Below are 14,807 nucleotides of genomic sequence, written 5' to 3'. Positions count from 1 at the left end.
GGGAGGGAGTGTTGTCGCCACTGCGGGTGGGCGAGGGGCTCGAATCTCCGGCGTGCGAAGGCGAGTTGTCGCCGGCGCGGGTCGACGAGCGATTGCTGTCGCCCGCATGCGATGGAGTGTTGTCGCCCGCGCGGGCGGCCGAAGGGCTGGAATCTCCCGCGTGCGAAGGCGAACCCCCGGTGTCCCCCGCGTGCGAAGAGGTGCTCTCGCCCGCGTGAGTCGGCGCGGAATTCGTGTCCCCGGCGTGCGAGGGCGAGCCGTCCCCGGCCGGACTGTCTCCGGAGCGGCTGCGAGGAGCGCTGCCGTCGCCCGATCGAGCCGCCGAGGGCGAACCGTCCCCCTCGTCCGCGTGCGACGGCGCGCTCTCCGAACCGGAGTCGGATGGGCTGTCGCCGTCGGGGGAGTCGCCGTGCCCCCGGGCGTGCACGCCGCCTCCTTCGCCCTTCGGAACCTTGTGGACGAAGCCGCCTTCCTTGACCTTCAGCCCGTCCAGGCCGCTGACCTTGCCCAGCACCTTGCCGAAGACCTTGGCGATCTTCTCGAAGATGTCCACCAGCTTCGACAGCAGCGGCGAGACCTTGCGGATCGTGTCGGTCAGCTTCTTGAGCAGCTCGCCGATCTTCTTGCCCCACTTGGCGATCGCGGCCGTCGCCTGCGCGACGACGACCGGCGTGCCGAAGCCGAGGCTGAAGACCTCCTCCATCACCCACGCGATGAGCTTGCCGACCAGGTCCGCGATCAGCTGCCGCACCGTCTCGCGGACGAACGACACGACCTGGCCCATGATCATCGTGACCGTGCTGATCGCGCCGGCCACCGTCGCCGCGCCCGAAAGGGCGTCGCTGTGCTCGGCCGCGAACTTGCGGTAGGCGTCGGCGCCCGCGCCGGTCCAGCCGGTGGTGCCGTTCTTGACCGCGTTGTCGAAGTCGGTCTTGCGCTCGCCGAGCGCCTTCGAGACGTTGCCCCAGGTGTCCGCATAGGACTGGATGACCGGCGGGTTGCCCGCGACGGAGTCGAGCATGTCCTTGAGCGGCTGCACGTGCTCCATCAGGAACGACGCCACCGACGACATCAGGTACCCGAACGGGTCGATCGCGGCGCCCGCGATCTCCCCGGCCAGGCTGAGCACGCCCAGGCCACCGGAAACCCAGTCGCCGTCCTTGATGCCGTTGAACGCGTCCATCGACGACTCGGCGATGCCGATGCCGCCCGCCCAGCCGTAGTCGCCGTTGCCCGCCGTCAGCGCGCCCGGCCCGTCCGGGTCCTTCTTGGACTCCGCGACGAGCGGATTCCCCTCGGGCATCACGCACCGCCCACGGACTTGTCGAGATCGTCCGCGACGCCGGTCTCGTATTCGTGGTACGCGGCCGCGATCTCCCGCACCTTGCCGGAGACGGCGGTCATCGCCTGGACGGCGTCCTTCAGCGCGTTGATGCCGTACTGCTCGACCGGGTCGAGCATCATCCGGAACGGCTGGCAGAGAATGCCGTACGCGTCCGTCGGCATGCTGACCTGGTTGGCCGCGTCGACGGCTTGCTGCAGCCCGTCACCGATGGCGTCGAGCTGCTTCGCGTGCGCCGTGAGGTCGGTGCTGACTTCCATGTCCGTGGGTGCCACGGTTCCCCCTTTTCCGGCCTCAGGACAGGATCGGTCCGCCGAAGTCGTCGTCATCGGAGTCGTCCACCGGGCGGCGGCGGCGCGGCGGTTGCTGCTGCGGCGGTGGCGGCGGCATCCGCGGCGGCGGAGGCGGCTGCTCGGTGTCCTCCGGCAGGAACCGGCGGACGCGGTCGGGTTCCGGGAACGCCGGCTCGGCCTCGGGCGGCGGCTCCGGGAAGGTGCTCCGCGCCTCGCGGACGATCTCGGCCGCGGCCTGGTCACCGGTGCCGGTGGTCTCGGTCATGGCCTGCTGCAGCACCTCCGGGATCCGTGCCTGCGCTCGCTGGACCAGCTGCATCACCTGCGCCGACACCTCGGCCATCCGCTTCCCGGCCACCGTCTCGGCGATGACCAGGTTCTTCAGCAGCCCGCGCGAGTCGACGGTCACCTGGACCGTGCCGTCCTTCGACCGCTCGGTGACCGTCTGGCCCTGCACACGATCGGCCAGCGCCTGGTACCGGGCGGCGTTCTCCTCGAGCCGCTTGGTCCAGTTGTCGATCATCGCGTCGCTGGCGTCGATGCTGTCCGGCATCCCGGCCCCTTCTCTCTGCTTCTCCACACTGACGGATCCCGGACGCCGTCGGTTCCCGGAAAACGTCAAAGGCCACCATAGGGGACCCGAAGATCTCCCACGGTGGCCTTCGCCGAGAAGTGTCAGAGGTTGCCTCGGCGCTCCTGTTCACGCTCGATGGCCTCGAACAGCGCCTTGAAGTTGCCCTTGCCGAAGCCGAGCGAGCCGTGCCGCTCGATCAGCTCGTAGAACACCGTCGGGCGGTCGCCGATCGGCTTGGTGAAGATCTGCAGCAGGTAACCGTCCTCGTCGCGGTCGACCAGGATGCTGTGCTCCTTGAGCACCTCGATCGGCACGCGGACGTTGCCGATCCGGGCGCGCAGCTCCGGGTCGTCGTAGTAGGAGTCCGGGGTGGCGAGGAACTCGACGCCCGCGGCGCGCATCGCGGTGACCGTGGCGATGATGTCGTTGGTGGCCAGCGCGATGTGCTGGCAGCCGGCGCCGCCGTAGAACTCGAGGTACTCGTCGATCTGCGACTTCTTCTTCGCCACGGCGGGCTCGTTCAGCGGGAACTTGACCCGGTGGTTGCCGTTCGAGACGACCTTGCTCATCAGCGCCGAGTACTCGGTGGCGATGTCGTCGCCGACGAACTCCGCCATGTTCACGAAGCCCATGACGCGGTGGTACCAGTCGACCCAGTAGTCCATCTTGCCGAGCTCGACGTTGCCGACGCAGTGGTCGACGGCCTGGAACAGCCGCTTCGGCGCGCCTTCGGGCCGCTTGACCGTGCTCTCGCGCGGCTCGTAACCCGGCAGGTAGACGCCGTTGTAGCGCGACCGGTCGACCAGCGAGTGGCGGGTTTCGCCGTAGGTCGCGATGGCGGCGACGCGGACCGTGCCGTATTCGTCGGAGACGTCGTGCGGCTCTTCGAGGATGGTCGCGCCCTGCGCGCGGGCGTGCTCGACGCACTTGTCGACGTCGGTGGTCTCCAGCGCCAGGTCGATGACGCCGTCACCGTGCTTGCGGTGGTGGTCGAGCAGCGGCGAGTCCGGCTTCACCCCGCCGGTGATGACGAACCGGGCCGAGCCGGACTTCAGCACGTAGGACTTGCGCTCGTAGACGCCGGTCTCCGGGCCGGAGTACGCGACGAGCTGCATCCCGAACGCGATCTGGTAGTACCAGGCGGTCTGGGTGGCGTTGCCGGCGATGAACACCACCGCGTCCATGGCCTTGACCGGGAAGGGGTCGGTCGAGGCGTCGTGGTCGACGAGGCCGACGAGCTGACGCAGCTGGTCGTAGCTGACGTCGTCGAGGGCGGCCTGCGGTTCGGCAGTCTGGGTCATACCTCGAAGGATCGGCCTGCGAGGCAAGATGCGCAACGGTCGAAGATTTTGCTGGACAATGTGACCGCTGATCACCGGGATTCGGCGGTCATGATGGACAATCTGTGCATGTCCGAGAACCTGGATGCGCTGGACGCGCGCCTGCTGCTGTTGCTCACCGATTCACCGCGGCTGGGGGTGCTGGAGTGCGCGCGCCGGCTCGGCGTCGCCCGCGGCACGGTCCAGGCCCGCCTCGACCGCCTGACCGAGCGCGGCATCCTCGGCGGCTTCCCGCCGGAGCTGGACCTGGCCGCGATGGGCTACGGCCTCACGGCGTTCGCGGTGCTGGAGATCGCGCAGGGCCGCCGGGCGGAGGTGGCGGAGGCGTTGTCGGCGATCGACGAGGTGTGCGAGGTCCACGCGACGACCGGGCAGGGCGACCTGTTCGTCCGGATGGTGGCCCGCGGCAACGACGACCTGCAGCGGGTGATCGACGAGGTCGTCGGCGTCCCGGACGTGCTGCGGACGTCGACGTCGATCGCCTTGTCGACGCCGGTGCCACCGCGGGTCCGCCCCCTGCTGGAGCGGACCGCGCGGGGCTGACGGCTCAGCCTTCGTCGATGACGTGCGCCAGGTACCGCTTCGCCGAGCGCTGGACGACCTCGTAGCCGTCGGTGCGCACGATCCTGTCCCACCAGGCGCCGTAGATCGCGTCGAAGCGGTACCCCGAGAGGAGCTCCGCCGCCCGGCGGACGATGTGCGGCCGCTCGGGGATGAGGTTCGGGTAGCTGTACATGAAGCCGACGTGCGTGCGGTCGGGGATCACCTGCACGATGTCACCGGACAGCAGCGCGCCCCGGCCCTCCTCGCCGTCCGGACAGTGCAGGACCGTGCCGCCGGTGAAGTGCACGCCCAGGTTGATCAGGCGCAGGTCGTCGGCGACGTCGAGGGTCGTGCCCGACCACAGCTTCACCGCCGGGTCGGGCCTGCCGATCCACTCCTGGTCGCCTTCGTGCAGGTAGATCGGCACGTCGAAGGCGTGCGCCCACTCCACCATCGTCGTGTAGTAGTGCGGGTGGCTGATCGCGATACCGGTGATGCCGCCCAGGTCGCGCACCTGCTGGACCAGGGCGTCGTCGAGGTAGGCCGCGCAGTCCCAGAGGAAGTTCCCGGACCGCGCCCGCACCAGCAGCGCGCGTTGCCCGATCGCGAACCCCGGCGTCGAGCCGACGCCGACGATGCCGGGGCCCTCCTCTTCGACGCGCGGGGTGTAGTCACCGCTCGCGCGCAGGGTTTCGAGGTTCGTCCACCGCTGGCCGGACTGCGGGACGTACTGGCGTTCGTCCTCGCAGACCGGGCAGTTGTCCCGGGCCACGGCGTACTGCGTACCGCAGGCCTGGCAGATGGGTTCCGTGCTCACAGCTCAGTCCTCCCAGAATGTGGATCCTGGGAGACACGCTAGCCCCGCTATTTGGCGTCGGTGTACGGAACCGCTTTGACGAGGGTCACCTTCTGGATCTTGCCGTTGGGCAGTTCGTACTCGCGCGACTCGCCCTCCTTGGCGCCGAGCAGGGCCTTGCCCAGCGGCGACTCCGGGGAGTACACGTCGAGGTCGCCCTCGGCGCCTTCTTCGCGGGTGGCGAGCAGGAACTTCTCGTCCTCGTCGTCACCTTCGTACCGGACGGTGAGCACCTTGCCGGGACCGGCGGTGCCGTCGTTCGCGGGCGCTTCGCCGACCTTGGCCGAGCGCAGCAGCTCCTGGAGGTGCCGGATGCGCGCTTCGGCCTGGCCCTGTTCTTCGCGGGCGGCGTGGTAGCCGCCGTTCTCCTTGAGGTCGCCTTCTTCGCGGCTGTCGTTGATGCGCGCGGCGATGACCGGACGATTCTCGATCATTTCGTCGAGCTCGTGCTTGAGCCGGTCATAGGCATCCTGGGTGAGCCAGGTCACCTTGGTGTCGCTCACGGTCACCATCTCCTCGTCGGGCCTGCCAGGCTTGCGTGTTCAAGCCGGCCCACGCGGGCGTAGGTGCCCGCGTGGCTGAGATAAAGGAAAAACACGGCCCGTCGCGGGCCGTGCTGAATGGTCAGACTATCACGGCGCGACAGGCCGACGCCCGTTAATTCCGTTCGCCCCGGGCGATTGGGCGCGCGGTTCACCCCGTTGGCCGCTATGGGGTTGACAGATAGCGTGGTATGTCGTACGAGCAGCCGAAAACGTCGGCCGTCACCGGTTCCCCGATGCTCTTGATCGTCGTCGTCATCCTGCTGTACTTCGCGCCGGCGGGGATCAGGAGTTCTTTGCGGCCGCTCTCGGCGCCGGTCTTGTCGCGGGCGCGGACGATGCAGACGCCCGGCCGGCTGTCGTCGTCCCGGGTCACGTTGATGGTGATTTCCATCGCGTTGCCCGGTTTCTCGCTGAACGCGATGCGCTCGGCGTCGATCGGCGCGGCGCCGAGGTTGATGTACGCGACCCACGCGATCACGCCGCTGACCAGCAGGGCGATGGCCAGGAAGAGCCAGCGTCGCCAGCGCCGGGACGTCGGAGCGCGCCCGCTGCCGTACCGGCCTTCGGGCAGCACGGGCGCTGCCGTTTCCGCCGGTCCGCGTGCCAACCCGGGCCTCCTGCTCGTTCTTGTCGTACCCGTGGGGACAATGGTGACGCGGGTACGCACCGAGTATCCGCCCGCTGGGTGGGCGGCCCGCAGGTGGGTCGCGGAATAAGGGCAGAAGGGGAGTCGTTCGGAGCATGGTGGACGCCGACGAGCTGAGGAAAACCGCCAAACCGCGCCTGCGCATGATGGCCGTGCACGCGCACCCGGACGACGAGTCGAGCAAGGGTGCCGCCACGATGGCGCGCTACGCCGCCGAAGGTCACGAGGTGCTGGTCGTGACGTGCACCGGGGGCGAAGCAGGCAGCATCCTGAACCCGGCCATGGACCGGCCCGAGGTCCTGGCGAACATGAGGGAGATCCGCCGGGAGGAGATGGCCCGCGCGGCCAAGATCCTCGGCGTGAGCCAGCACTGGCTGGGCTTCGTCGACTCCGGCCTGCCGGAGGGCGACCCGCTGCCGCCGGTGCCGGAGGGGTCGTTCGCGGTCGTGCCCCTGGAGGAGTCGACCGAGGCGCTGGTGCGGGTGATCCGCGAGTTCCGCCCGCACGTGATCACGACCTACGACGAGAACGGCGGCTACCCGCACCCCGACCACATCCGCACCCACGAGGTGTCGATGGCGGCGTGGGACGCGGCGCCGGACCCGGACCGCTTCCCCGACGCCGGCGAGCCGTGGCAGCCGCTGAAGCTGTACTACATGCACGGGTTCTCGAAGGCCCGGATGCTGGCCTTCGACGCCGCGCTGAAGGAGGCCGGGCTCGAGTCGCCGTACACCGAGTGGCTGGCGAAGTGGGACCCCGACCGCGCCGATGTGATGGAGCGGGTGACGACCCGCGTCGAGTGCGGTGAATACTTCGAGGTGCGGGACGAGGCGCTGAAGGCGCACGCGACGCAGATCGACCCGAACAGCCGCTGGTTCTTCGTCCCGTTGGAGATGCAGCGCGAGACCTGGCCGACCGAGGAGTACGAGCTGGTCAAGTCGCTGGTCGACAGCACGTTGCCGGAGGACGACCTGTTCGCCGGCATCGCCGGCACTGAGGAGAAGGTGGACACATGAGTCTGACGCTGCCGGCCGGCGTGGCGCTTCCGGTGACCGCGTCGGCCCTGGTGCTGACGCAGCAGCCGGGCAACGGCGACAACGGCGGGCAGGGGGAGGACTTCGGCAAGTCCTCCCCGGTCGGCTTCCTGGTGCTGATCCTGTTCCTCATCGCGGTGGCCTTCCTGGTCCGCTCGATGACGAAGCACCTGAAGCGCGTCCCGGCCAGCTTCGACGACCCGCCCGCCGAGGCCGCGCCGAAGGCGGACGAGCCACCGGCCGAGGCCGAGGCCGCCGCGGAGCCGGAGAAGAAGCAGCCGAACGGCGCCTCCTCGGCCAAGTCCGACTAGCGGGACCCAAACGCCCCAATGTGGCGTTCGGTGCGTTGGACGCACCCAACGCCACATTGGGGCGCTGTTAGAGCCGTGGGTCCACCGGGTCGGACTCCAGCGCGAGCACCGCGAACACGCACTCGTGCACCCGCCACAACGGCTCACCTCGCGCGACGCGCTCCAGGGCCTCCAGCCCCAGCGCGTACTCGCGCAGTGCCAGCATGCGCTTCCGGTTGAGCCCGCGCTTGCGCAGCCGCTCGAGGTTCTCCGGCAGCGTGTAGTCGGGGCCGTAGATGATCCGCAGGTACTCGCGTCCGCGGACCTTCACCCCCGGCTGGACCAGCCCGCGCGTTCCCCGCGTCAGGTTCGCCGACGGCTTGACGACCATGCCCTCGCCGCCGGCCGCCGTCAGCTCCTCCCACCACGAGACGCCCTCGGCGACCGACGCGGCGTCCAGCAGGTCGACGGAAAGGGTCCGGGTCCGCTGGAACCGCGGCCCGGCGAGGCCGTCGAGCAGCGACAGGTGCCACTCGTGCGGCCGGTCGTGATACGCCCTCGCTTCGGAGGCCAGCAGCTGGAACGGCGCCAGCCGCACTCCGTCCAGTCCCGAGGTCGGCCAGCAGTAGCGCCGGTACGCCGTCCGGTAGGCGTCCACTGTGGACTCTCGCAGCGCCGTCCGGGTCAGCAGGCCGGAGACGTCGATGCCGCGCGTGGCCGCCGTCGTCAACGCCGAGACCACCGCCGGGAGCACCGCCTGGGCCGCCGCGCCCACCGAGGCGTACTGGTCGGCGATGAGCGAACCGGCCTTCGCGCTCCACGGCAGCAGTTCCGCGTCGAGCAGCAGCCAGCCCGAACACAGCTCTTCGAACAGCCCGGCCGCCGCCGACCGCACGTCCGCCAAGAGCGCGGCATTCTGCTCCGCCGAGAAGAACGGCCGTCCGGTCCGCGTGTACACGGCGCCGCCGCCGCGGATCCCGAAGCGCTGGTACGCGACGTCGTCGTCCTGGCACACCAGCACGACGGCCCGCGAGCCCATGTGCTTCTCCTGGCAGACGACCGACTGCACCCCGGCCGCCCGGAACTCGGCGAACGCCTCCTCCGGGTGCTCGAGGTGACCGGGACGAGACGACGTCGAGCACGGCGCCATCGTCGGCGGCAGGTACTGCAGCCACCGCGGGTCGACCGCGAACCGGCTCATCACCTCCAGGGCCGCCGCCGACTGCTCCGCCGAGACGCCGACCCGGCCGTGGTGCGCGGTCTGCACGATCCGCTTGCCGGTGACGTCGGTCAGTTCCAGCACCGCCGGCTCGCGGCCGCCGAGCGGGCGGGACGCGTCGAGCGGGCGGGACGGCTCGTACCAGACCTGGTGCGCCTTCACCGAGACGACTTCGCGCTCCGGATAGCGCAGCGCGGTCAGCTTCCCGCCGAACACGGCACCGGTGTCGAGGCACATGGTGTTGTTGACCCACTCCGGCTCCAGCGTCGGCGTGTGCCCGTACAGGACCATCGCGGACCCGCGGTAGTCGCGGGCCCACGGCAGCCGCACCGGCAGGCCGTACTCGTCGGTCTCGCCGGTCGTGTCGCCGTACAGCGCCATGCTGCGCACCCGCCCGGACGCGCGCCCGTGGTACCGCTCGGGCAGCCCGGCGTGCGCGACGACCAGGTTGCCGCCGTCGAGGACGTAGTGCGCGATCAGCCCGTCGCAGAATTCGTGCGCCTTCCGCCGGAACTCCTCGCTCTCCGCGCCGAGCTGCTCCAGCGACTCGGCGAGCCCGTGCGCGACGTTGACCTTCCGCCCGTGCAGCGCCCGCACCAGCTTCTGCTCGTGGTTCCCGCACACGACCAGCGCGTTCCCCGCCGCCGTCATCGCCATCACGCGGCGCAGCACGCCCGGGGTGTCGGGGCCGCGGTCGACGAGGTCGCCGACGAACACCGCCGTCCGGCCCGCCGGGTGCACGCCGTCGACGTACCCCAGCTCGGCCAGCAGTTCCTCGAGCTCGGCCGCGCAGCCGTGGACGTCGCCGATCACGTCGAACGGCCCGGTCAGCTCGCGCTTGTCGTTGCGCAGCGGCTCGACGACGATCTCCGCCTCGGCCACCTCGGCCTCGGACCGCAGCACGTGCACACGCCGGAAACCCTCGCGCTCCAACGACTTCAGCGACCGCTGCAGCTCGCCGCGCTGCCGCCGGATCACGTGGTCGCCGAAGTCGCGGTCGGGGCGTGAAGCGTTGCGCGCGGCGCAGACCGCGATCGGCACGTCGAGCACGATCGCCGTCGGCAGCACGTCGTGCTCCTTCGCGAGCTTCACCAGGCTCGCCCGCGAAGCGCGCTGGACGTTCGTCGCGTCGATGACGGTCGTCCGCCCGGCCGCGAGCCGCTTGCCGGCGATGTAGTGCAGCGCGTCGAAGGCGTCGGCCGACGCGGACTGGTCGTTTTCGTCGTCGGCGACGAGTCCGCGGAAGAAGTCGCTGGAGAGCACCTGCGTGGGCGCGAAGTGCGTGCGCGCGAAGGTCGACTTGCCGGAGCCGGAAGCGCCGACGAGCACGACGAGCGCCATGTCGGGGACGGTCAGCTTCACGCGGCCACCTCCTCGTGGGTGGTGAAGACCGCCATCTGGGTCGGCGGTCCCGATTCCTGGTCCTCCGGTCCGATCGGCACGTACCGGACGTCGTAGCCGCGCCGGGTCGCGACGCCGTCCGCCCAGGCGCGGAACTCGGCTCGCGTCCATTCGAACCGGTGGTCGGCGTGCCGGAAATGCCCCATCGGCAGGAACTCGAACAGCCGGTTGTACTCAGCGTTGGGCGTCGTGACGACCACCGTGCGCGGCGCGGCGACGCCGAACACCGCGTGTTCCAGTGCCGGGAGCCGCTCCTGGTCGACGTGCTCGACGACCTCCATGAGCACGGCGGCGTCGAACCCGGCCAGTGCCGGGTCGGCGTAGGTCAGCGCGGACTGCCGGAGCGTGACGCGGGTGCTGTCCTTCAGCCGCTTCTCGGCGAGGTTCAACGCGCTGCTCGAGACGTCGACGCCGACGATCTCGGTGAACGAGTGCTCGCTTTCGAGCACGCGCAGCAGTGCGCCGGAGCCGCAGCCGAGGTCCAGCACGCGCCGCGCGCCCGCGGCCCGCAACGCGGCGAGCACGCTGCCGTGGCGCTGCGACGCGAGGCTCTCGGGCTTGTCCGGCACCTCCGTGACCCGCGCCTCGGCCTCCGCCGGGACGTCGTCCGCCTCGGCCAGCCGCGAAAGCGCGTAGTTCACGACCGCGCGGCGCCGCTCGAGATAGCGGTTCGTGATGAGCGTCCGCTCGGGGTGCCCGGCGAGCCAGCCTTCGCCGGCGCGCAGCAGCTTGTCGGCCTCGTCCTCGCCGACCCAGTAGTGCTTGTCGCCGTCAAGGGCCGGCAGCAGGACGTACAGGTGGCGCAGCGCGTCGGCGACGCGCTGGGTGCCGGCGAGGCGCAAGTCGACATAGCGACTGTCGCCCCACTGCGGAAACTGAGGGTCGAGCGGGATCGGCGCGGTCGTGACGCGCCAGCCGAGCGGCTCGAACAGCTTGTGCACGACCTCGGGCCCGCCCCGGGCGGACAGCGACGGCACGTGGATCTCCAGCTCGAACGGCTCGTCGACCAGCTCCGGCCGCGCGGTACAGCGCCCGGCGAGCGCGGTCGTGAAGGCCGCCCGCAGCGCGACCGCGAGGTACGAGCCACCCGCGTACGGCCGGTCGTTGACGTACTGGGTCAGCGAGGTCCCGCCGCCGCGCACGAGCCCGACGGGATCGATCTCGACGAACAATGCGACAGTGCACCGTTCCGGCGCGGCTTCCGGGTAGAAGACGTGCGCGTTCCCGGCCGACAACGCGACCGACTGCGCCTTCTCCGGATGCTTGTGCAGGAGAAAGCCCAGGTCGGTGGCGGGGGTCCGGGTCGTCGTGATGGTCAGCAGCACCGGCCCAGTGTGGCGGAGGGCCGGTGACCGCGCGCCCGGTTTTCCCGCGTGCGCGGTCACCGGTCGGCTACTTGATTGGCGTGCCACCCGAGTTGCGGTACGCGATCGTCTGCCGGAGCCGCCGACGCTCTCGGCCGGGACGAGCTGCCACTGCTGGTTGGCGCCGCCCCAGTCGTGGTACTGGCCGATGCGGGCCCCGGCGGTCTTGGCACCGGCGGGGACCTCGACGGCCATGCCGCTGAAGCGGTTGATCAGGCGCACGTGGCCGTCCGGCGACTTCTCCAGGTGGAACTGCTGGTTGGCCCCGTCGTGACGGCCCCACTGGACCACCGCCGCACGGAGCCGGTCACGACGGACAGGACGACGGCCGCCCAGAAACCCCGGCGCTGGAACAACCGGCGTCCGCGATGCCGTCCCTGGCGAGCCGGGCGGCCACGGCCACCGGCGGGGGACGCCGGCGACGACGTGGGTAGGCGAGGGGACATGTCGGTGCTCTCTTTCGGTCGCTGCCTCTGACCGGACCGCGTGGCCGGACGAACACCTGGTTGCCGCCGGCCGGCGGAAAGGTTGCCGCGGCCCGCGAGATTCCCGCGGCTGCCGCGCGCCCGGTTTTCCCGGGTGCGACCCTGGAGGCATGAACCGCCTCGCCAGCGCGACCAGCCCGTACCTGCTCCAGCACGCGGACAACCCGGTCGAGTGGTGGCAGTGGGGGCCCGACGCGCTCGCCGAGGCGCGCCGCCGGAACGTGCCGATCCTGCTTTCCGTCGGCTACGCCGCGTGCCACTGGTGCCACGTCATGGCGCACGAGTCGTTCGAGGACGCCGAAACCGCGGCCGTGATGAACGCGCACTTCGTCAACATCAAGGTCGACCGCGAAGAGCGACCCGACATCGACGCGGTGTACATGGCCGCCACCCAGGCGATGACCGGGCAGGGCGGCTGGCCGATGACCTGCTTCCTGACCCCGGACGGCGAGCCGTTCCACTGCGGCACCTACTACCCGCCGTCGCCGCGGCCGGGCATGCCGTCGTTCCGGCAGCTGCTGTCCGCCGTCGCCGAAGCCTGGCAGGAGCGGCCGGACGAGCTGCTGGACGGCGCCAAGCAGATCGTCGCGCACCTCGCCGAGCAGACCGGGCCGCTCAAGGAGTCCGTTGTGGACGAAGCGGCGCTCGCCGGCGCGGTCGGGAAGCTCCAACAGGAGGCGGACAGCGTCAACGGCGGCTTCGGCCGGGCCCCGAAGTTCCCGCCGTCGATGGTGCTGGAGTTCCTGCTGCGCCACCACGAACGCACCGGCTCGAAGGTCGCTCTGTCCCTTGTGGACTCGACGGCGGAGGCAATGGCCCGCGGCGGGCTGTACGACCAGCTGGCCGGCGGGTTCGCGCGCTATTCCGTGGACGCCGAATGGATCGTGCCGCACTTCGAGAAGATGTTGTACGACAACGCGTTGCTGCTGCGCTTCTACGCCCACCTCTGGCGGCGCACCGGCTCCGCGACCGGGCTGCGCGTCGCCGCGGGGACGGCGGAGTTCCTGGCTTCGGAACTGCGGACGCCTGAAGGCGGGTTCGCGTCTTCGCTGGACGCGGACACCGACGGCGTCGAAGGCCTGACGTACGTCTGGACGCCGTCGCAGCTGCGTGAGGTGCTCGGCGACGACGCTCAGGCCGCAGCCGAGCTGTTCGGCGTCACGGACGAAGGCACCTTCGAAGAGGGCGCCTCCACGCTGCGGCTCTTCGGCGACCTGCCCGAACCGATGCGCGTCAAGCTCCTGGACGCGCGGGCGAAGCGGCCGCAGCCGGGCCGGGACGACAAGGTGATCGCGTCCTGGAACGGTCTGGCGATCACCGCGCTGGCCGAGGCGGGCGTCGCGCTGGATCGTCCACAGTGGATCGAATGGGCCGTCGACGCGGCCGAACTGCTGCTGCGGGTGCACGTCGTCGACGGCAGGCTGCGGCGGAGTTCGCGCGACGGCGTCGTCGGCGAATCCGCCGGGGTGCTGGAGGACTACGCCTGCGTCGCCGACGGCTTCCTGGCCCTGCACCAGGCGACCGGTTCCGCGCGGTGGCTCACCGAGGCGACCAGGTTGCTCGACCTGGCGCTGGCGCACTTCGCGTCCCCGGACGTCCCGGGCGCGTACTTCGACACCGCCGACGACGCCGAGACGCTGGTCCAGCGCCCGGCCGACCCCGGCGACAACGCCAGCCCGGCGGGGGCGTCCGCACTGGCCGGAGCGCTGCTGACGGCGTCCGCGCTCGCGGGGCACGCCGACTCGGCCCGGTACCGGGAGGCGGCCGAGCAGGCGCTGCGCCGGGCCGGCGTGCTGGCCGGGCGGGTGCCGCGGTTCGCCGGGCACTGGCTGTCGGTCGCGGAGGCCCTGCAGGCCGGTCCGGTGCAGGTCGCGGTGGTCGGCGCGGACCCGGCGTTGCGCCTCGCGGCCGCCCGGGGCATCCACGGCGGCGGCATCGTGCTGGCCGGCGAGCCCGATGCCCCCGGTGTCCCGCTGCTGGCCGACCGTCCCCTGGTCGGCGGCGCCGCGGCGGCGTACGTCTGCCGCGGCTACGTCTGCGACCGCCCGGTCACCACGCCGGACGCCCTCGCCGCCCAGCTCTGATCGCCCTGGGTGAACGCCGTCCCGATTTCGCTGCAGCGCGCGTAGCGTCGGTAGCGTTGTAATCATGTAATCGCGGAGGTGGAGTCATGGGACGAGGCTGGAAGGGCGGCCGCGGCTGGCAACAGGCCGAAGTGCCCCCGGCGGACGACGCGGCGGCCTGGTTCGGCGGGCGCCTGCCCGACGGCTGGTTCACCGGCGCGCCGGAGGTCACGGTGGACCGCGAGGAGATCATCGTGGTCGGCGAGCTGCCGCCGCTGACCGAGGAGTACCCGGACGACGCGGCCCGCGCCGCGGCCGAGGAGGGCCGGATCAGCCGGTACCGCGAGGAGACGCGCGACGAGCGCATCGAGATCGCGCGTCAGGCCGAGCACCGCTACCAGCGCAAGGTGGCGTGGGGCGCACGCCTCGGCGGGACGACGGCGCTGTTCACGACGCACTCGGCCCCGGTGATGACCCGGCTGCGGCAGCCGGAACGCCTGGTGCTCGACACGCTGGTCGACGCGGGTGTGGCGCGGTCGCGGTCGGACGCCCTGGCCTGGGCGGTCCGCCTGGTCGGCCAGCACGCGGACAGCTGGCTGGGCGAGCTGCGGGAGGCCATGAGCAAGGTCGACGACCTGCGCTCGAAGGGCCCGGACCTCGCCTGACCCGTCGTGAGTGAGAAACAGGGTTAGAACACTGTTTCTCACTCACGACCGCCTTGGCCCGCCCGCTCGCGCCCGATAGAGTTCGTCGTGCCCGCGGTCAGTGCCGTGGTTCCGCCGTCGCACCAGGTCTTTCCCGTGAAGGAAGTG

14 protein-coding genes are annotated in these 14,807 nt (G+C 70.9%); 5 read left to right on the top strand and 9 right to left on the bottom strand.

The features are described from left to right. The 4 genes from CF165_RS16970 to hppD form a co-directional block, all read right to left on the bottom strand. Window positions 1–1,303, bottom strand: a 1,303-nt coding sequence (locus tag CF165_RS16970; protein ID WP_500676260.1) for a WXG100 family type VII secretion target, incomplete at its 3' end; no start/stop codon positions are given. After that, on the bottom strand, window positions 1,303–1,602 hold the full coding sequence (locus CF165_RS16965) for a type VII secretion target (RefSeq protein WP_093948455.1): 300 nt from the start codon (window positions 1,600–1,602) through the stop codon (window positions 1,303–1,305). The genes CF165_RS16965 and CF165_RS16970, both read right to left, overlap by 1 nt. 34 nt (window positions 1,603–1,636) lie before the next feature. Further along, a complete protein-coding gene (locus tag CF165_RS16960; RefSeq protein WP_093948454.1) occupies window positions 1,637–2,188 on the bottom strand; it encodes a YbaB/EbfC family nucleoid-associated protein in 552 nt (183 codons plus the stop codon). Between the two features lie 122 nt (window positions 2,189–2,310). Next, the gene (gene hppD / locus CF165_RS16955) at window positions 2,311–3,510 is read right to left on the bottom strand and encodes a 4-hydroxyphenylpyruvate dioxygenase (RefSeq protein WP_093948453.1); all 1,200 of its coding nucleotides are present in this window, start codon (window positions 3,508–3,510) and stop codon (window positions 2,311–2,313) included. Window positions 3,511–3,618: 108 nt separating this feature from the next. On the opposite strand from hppD, the gene CF165_RS16950 reads away from it, so the two are divergent. Next, a complete protein-coding gene (locus CF165_RS16950; protein ID WP_093948452.1) occupies window positions 3,619–4,092 on the top strand; it encodes an Lrp/AsnC family transcriptional regulator in 474 nt (157 codons plus the stop codon). A gap of 4 nt (window positions 4,093–4,096) precedes the next feature. On the opposite strand, the gene CF165_RS16945 is transcribed toward CF165_RS16950, so the two are convergent. The 3 genes from CF165_RS16945 to CF165_RS16935 form a co-directional block, all read right to left on the bottom strand. Further along, window positions 4,097–4,909: an MBL fold metallo-hydrolase gene (locus CF165_RS16945; protein ID WP_093948451.1), complete on the bottom strand. Its 813-nt coding sequence runs from the start codon at window positions 4,907–4,909 to the stop codon at window positions 4,097–4,099. Window positions 4,910–4,956: 47 nt separating this feature from the next. Beyond that, complete coding sequence (gene greA, locus CF165_RS16940; protein WP_093948450.1) at window positions 4,957–5,460, bottom strand: transcription elongation factor GreA; 504 nt, start codon at window positions 5,458–5,460, stop codon at window positions 4,957–4,959. Between the two features lie 196 nt (window positions 5,461–5,656). After that, window positions 5,657–6,100: a DUF4307 domain-containing protein gene (locus tag CF165_RS16935; protein ID WP_093948449.1), complete on the bottom strand. Its 444-nt coding sequence runs from the start codon at window positions 6,098–6,100 to the stop codon at window positions 5,657–5,659. A 134-nt stretch (window positions 6,101–6,234) separates the two neighbouring features. Between CF165_RS16935 and mca the strand changes: the two genes are divergently transcribed. Further along, window positions 6,235–7,155: a mycothiol conjugate amidase Mca gene (mca, locus tag CF165_RS16930; RefSeq protein WP_093948448.1), complete on the top strand. Its 921-nt coding sequence runs from the start codon at window positions 6,235–6,237 to the stop codon at window positions 7,153–7,155. After that, on the top strand, window positions 7,152–7,484 hold the full coding sequence (locus tag CF165_RS16925) for a hypothetical protein (protein ID WP_093948447.1): 333 nt from the start codon (window positions 7,152–7,154) through the stop codon (window positions 7,482–7,484). The genes mca and CF165_RS16925 overlap by 4 nt, the downstream gene beginning before the upstream one ends. Window positions 7,485–7,551: 67 nt before the next feature. Here CF165_RS16925 and CF165_RS16920 read toward each other — a convergent pair whose 3' ends face one another. Then, complete coding sequence (locus tag CF165_RS16920) at window positions 7,552–10,044, bottom strand: polynucleotide kinase-phosphatase (protein ID WP_093948446.1); 2,493 nt, start codon at window positions 10,042–10,044, stop codon at window positions 7,552–7,554. Next, window positions 10,041–11,738 (bottom strand): 3' terminal RNA ribose 2'-O-methyltransferase Hen1, encoded by a 1,698-nt coding sequence (locus CF165_RS16915; RefSeq protein WP_158226790.1) that lies wholly within the window; start codon window positions 11,736–11,738, stop codon window positions 10,041–10,043. The genes CF165_RS16920 and CF165_RS16915 overlap by 4 nt, the downstream gene beginning before the upstream one ends. A gap of 304 nt (window positions 11,739–12,042) precedes the next feature. Between CF165_RS16915 and CF165_RS16910 the strand changes: the two genes are divergently transcribed. Both CF165_RS16910 and abmR read left to right on the top strand, forming a co-directional pair. Next, the gene (locus CF165_RS16910) at window positions 12,043–14,016 is read left to right on the top strand and encodes a thioredoxin domain-containing protein (protein WP_093948444.1); all 1,974 of its coding nucleotides are present in this window, start codon (window positions 12,043–12,045) and stop codon (window positions 14,014–14,016) included. 86 nt (window positions 14,017–14,102) lie between these two features. Next, the gene (abmR, locus tag CF165_RS16905; protein WP_093948443.1) at window positions 14,103–14,660 is read left to right on the top strand and encodes an ATP-binding transcription factor AbmR; all 558 of its coding nucleotides are present in this window, start codon (window positions 14,103–14,105) and stop codon (window positions 14,658–14,660) included. Window positions 14,661–14,807: the final 147 nt, after the last annotated feature.

Source organism: Amycolatopsis vastitatis (assembly GCF_002234595.1).
In the GTDB taxonomy this organism is placed as follows: Bacteria; Actinomycetota; Actinomycetes; order Mycobacteriales; family Pseudonocardiaceae; genus Amycolatopsis; species Amycolatopsis vastitatis.
This window is presented reverse-complemented; position numbering and strand designations above follow the sequence as displayed.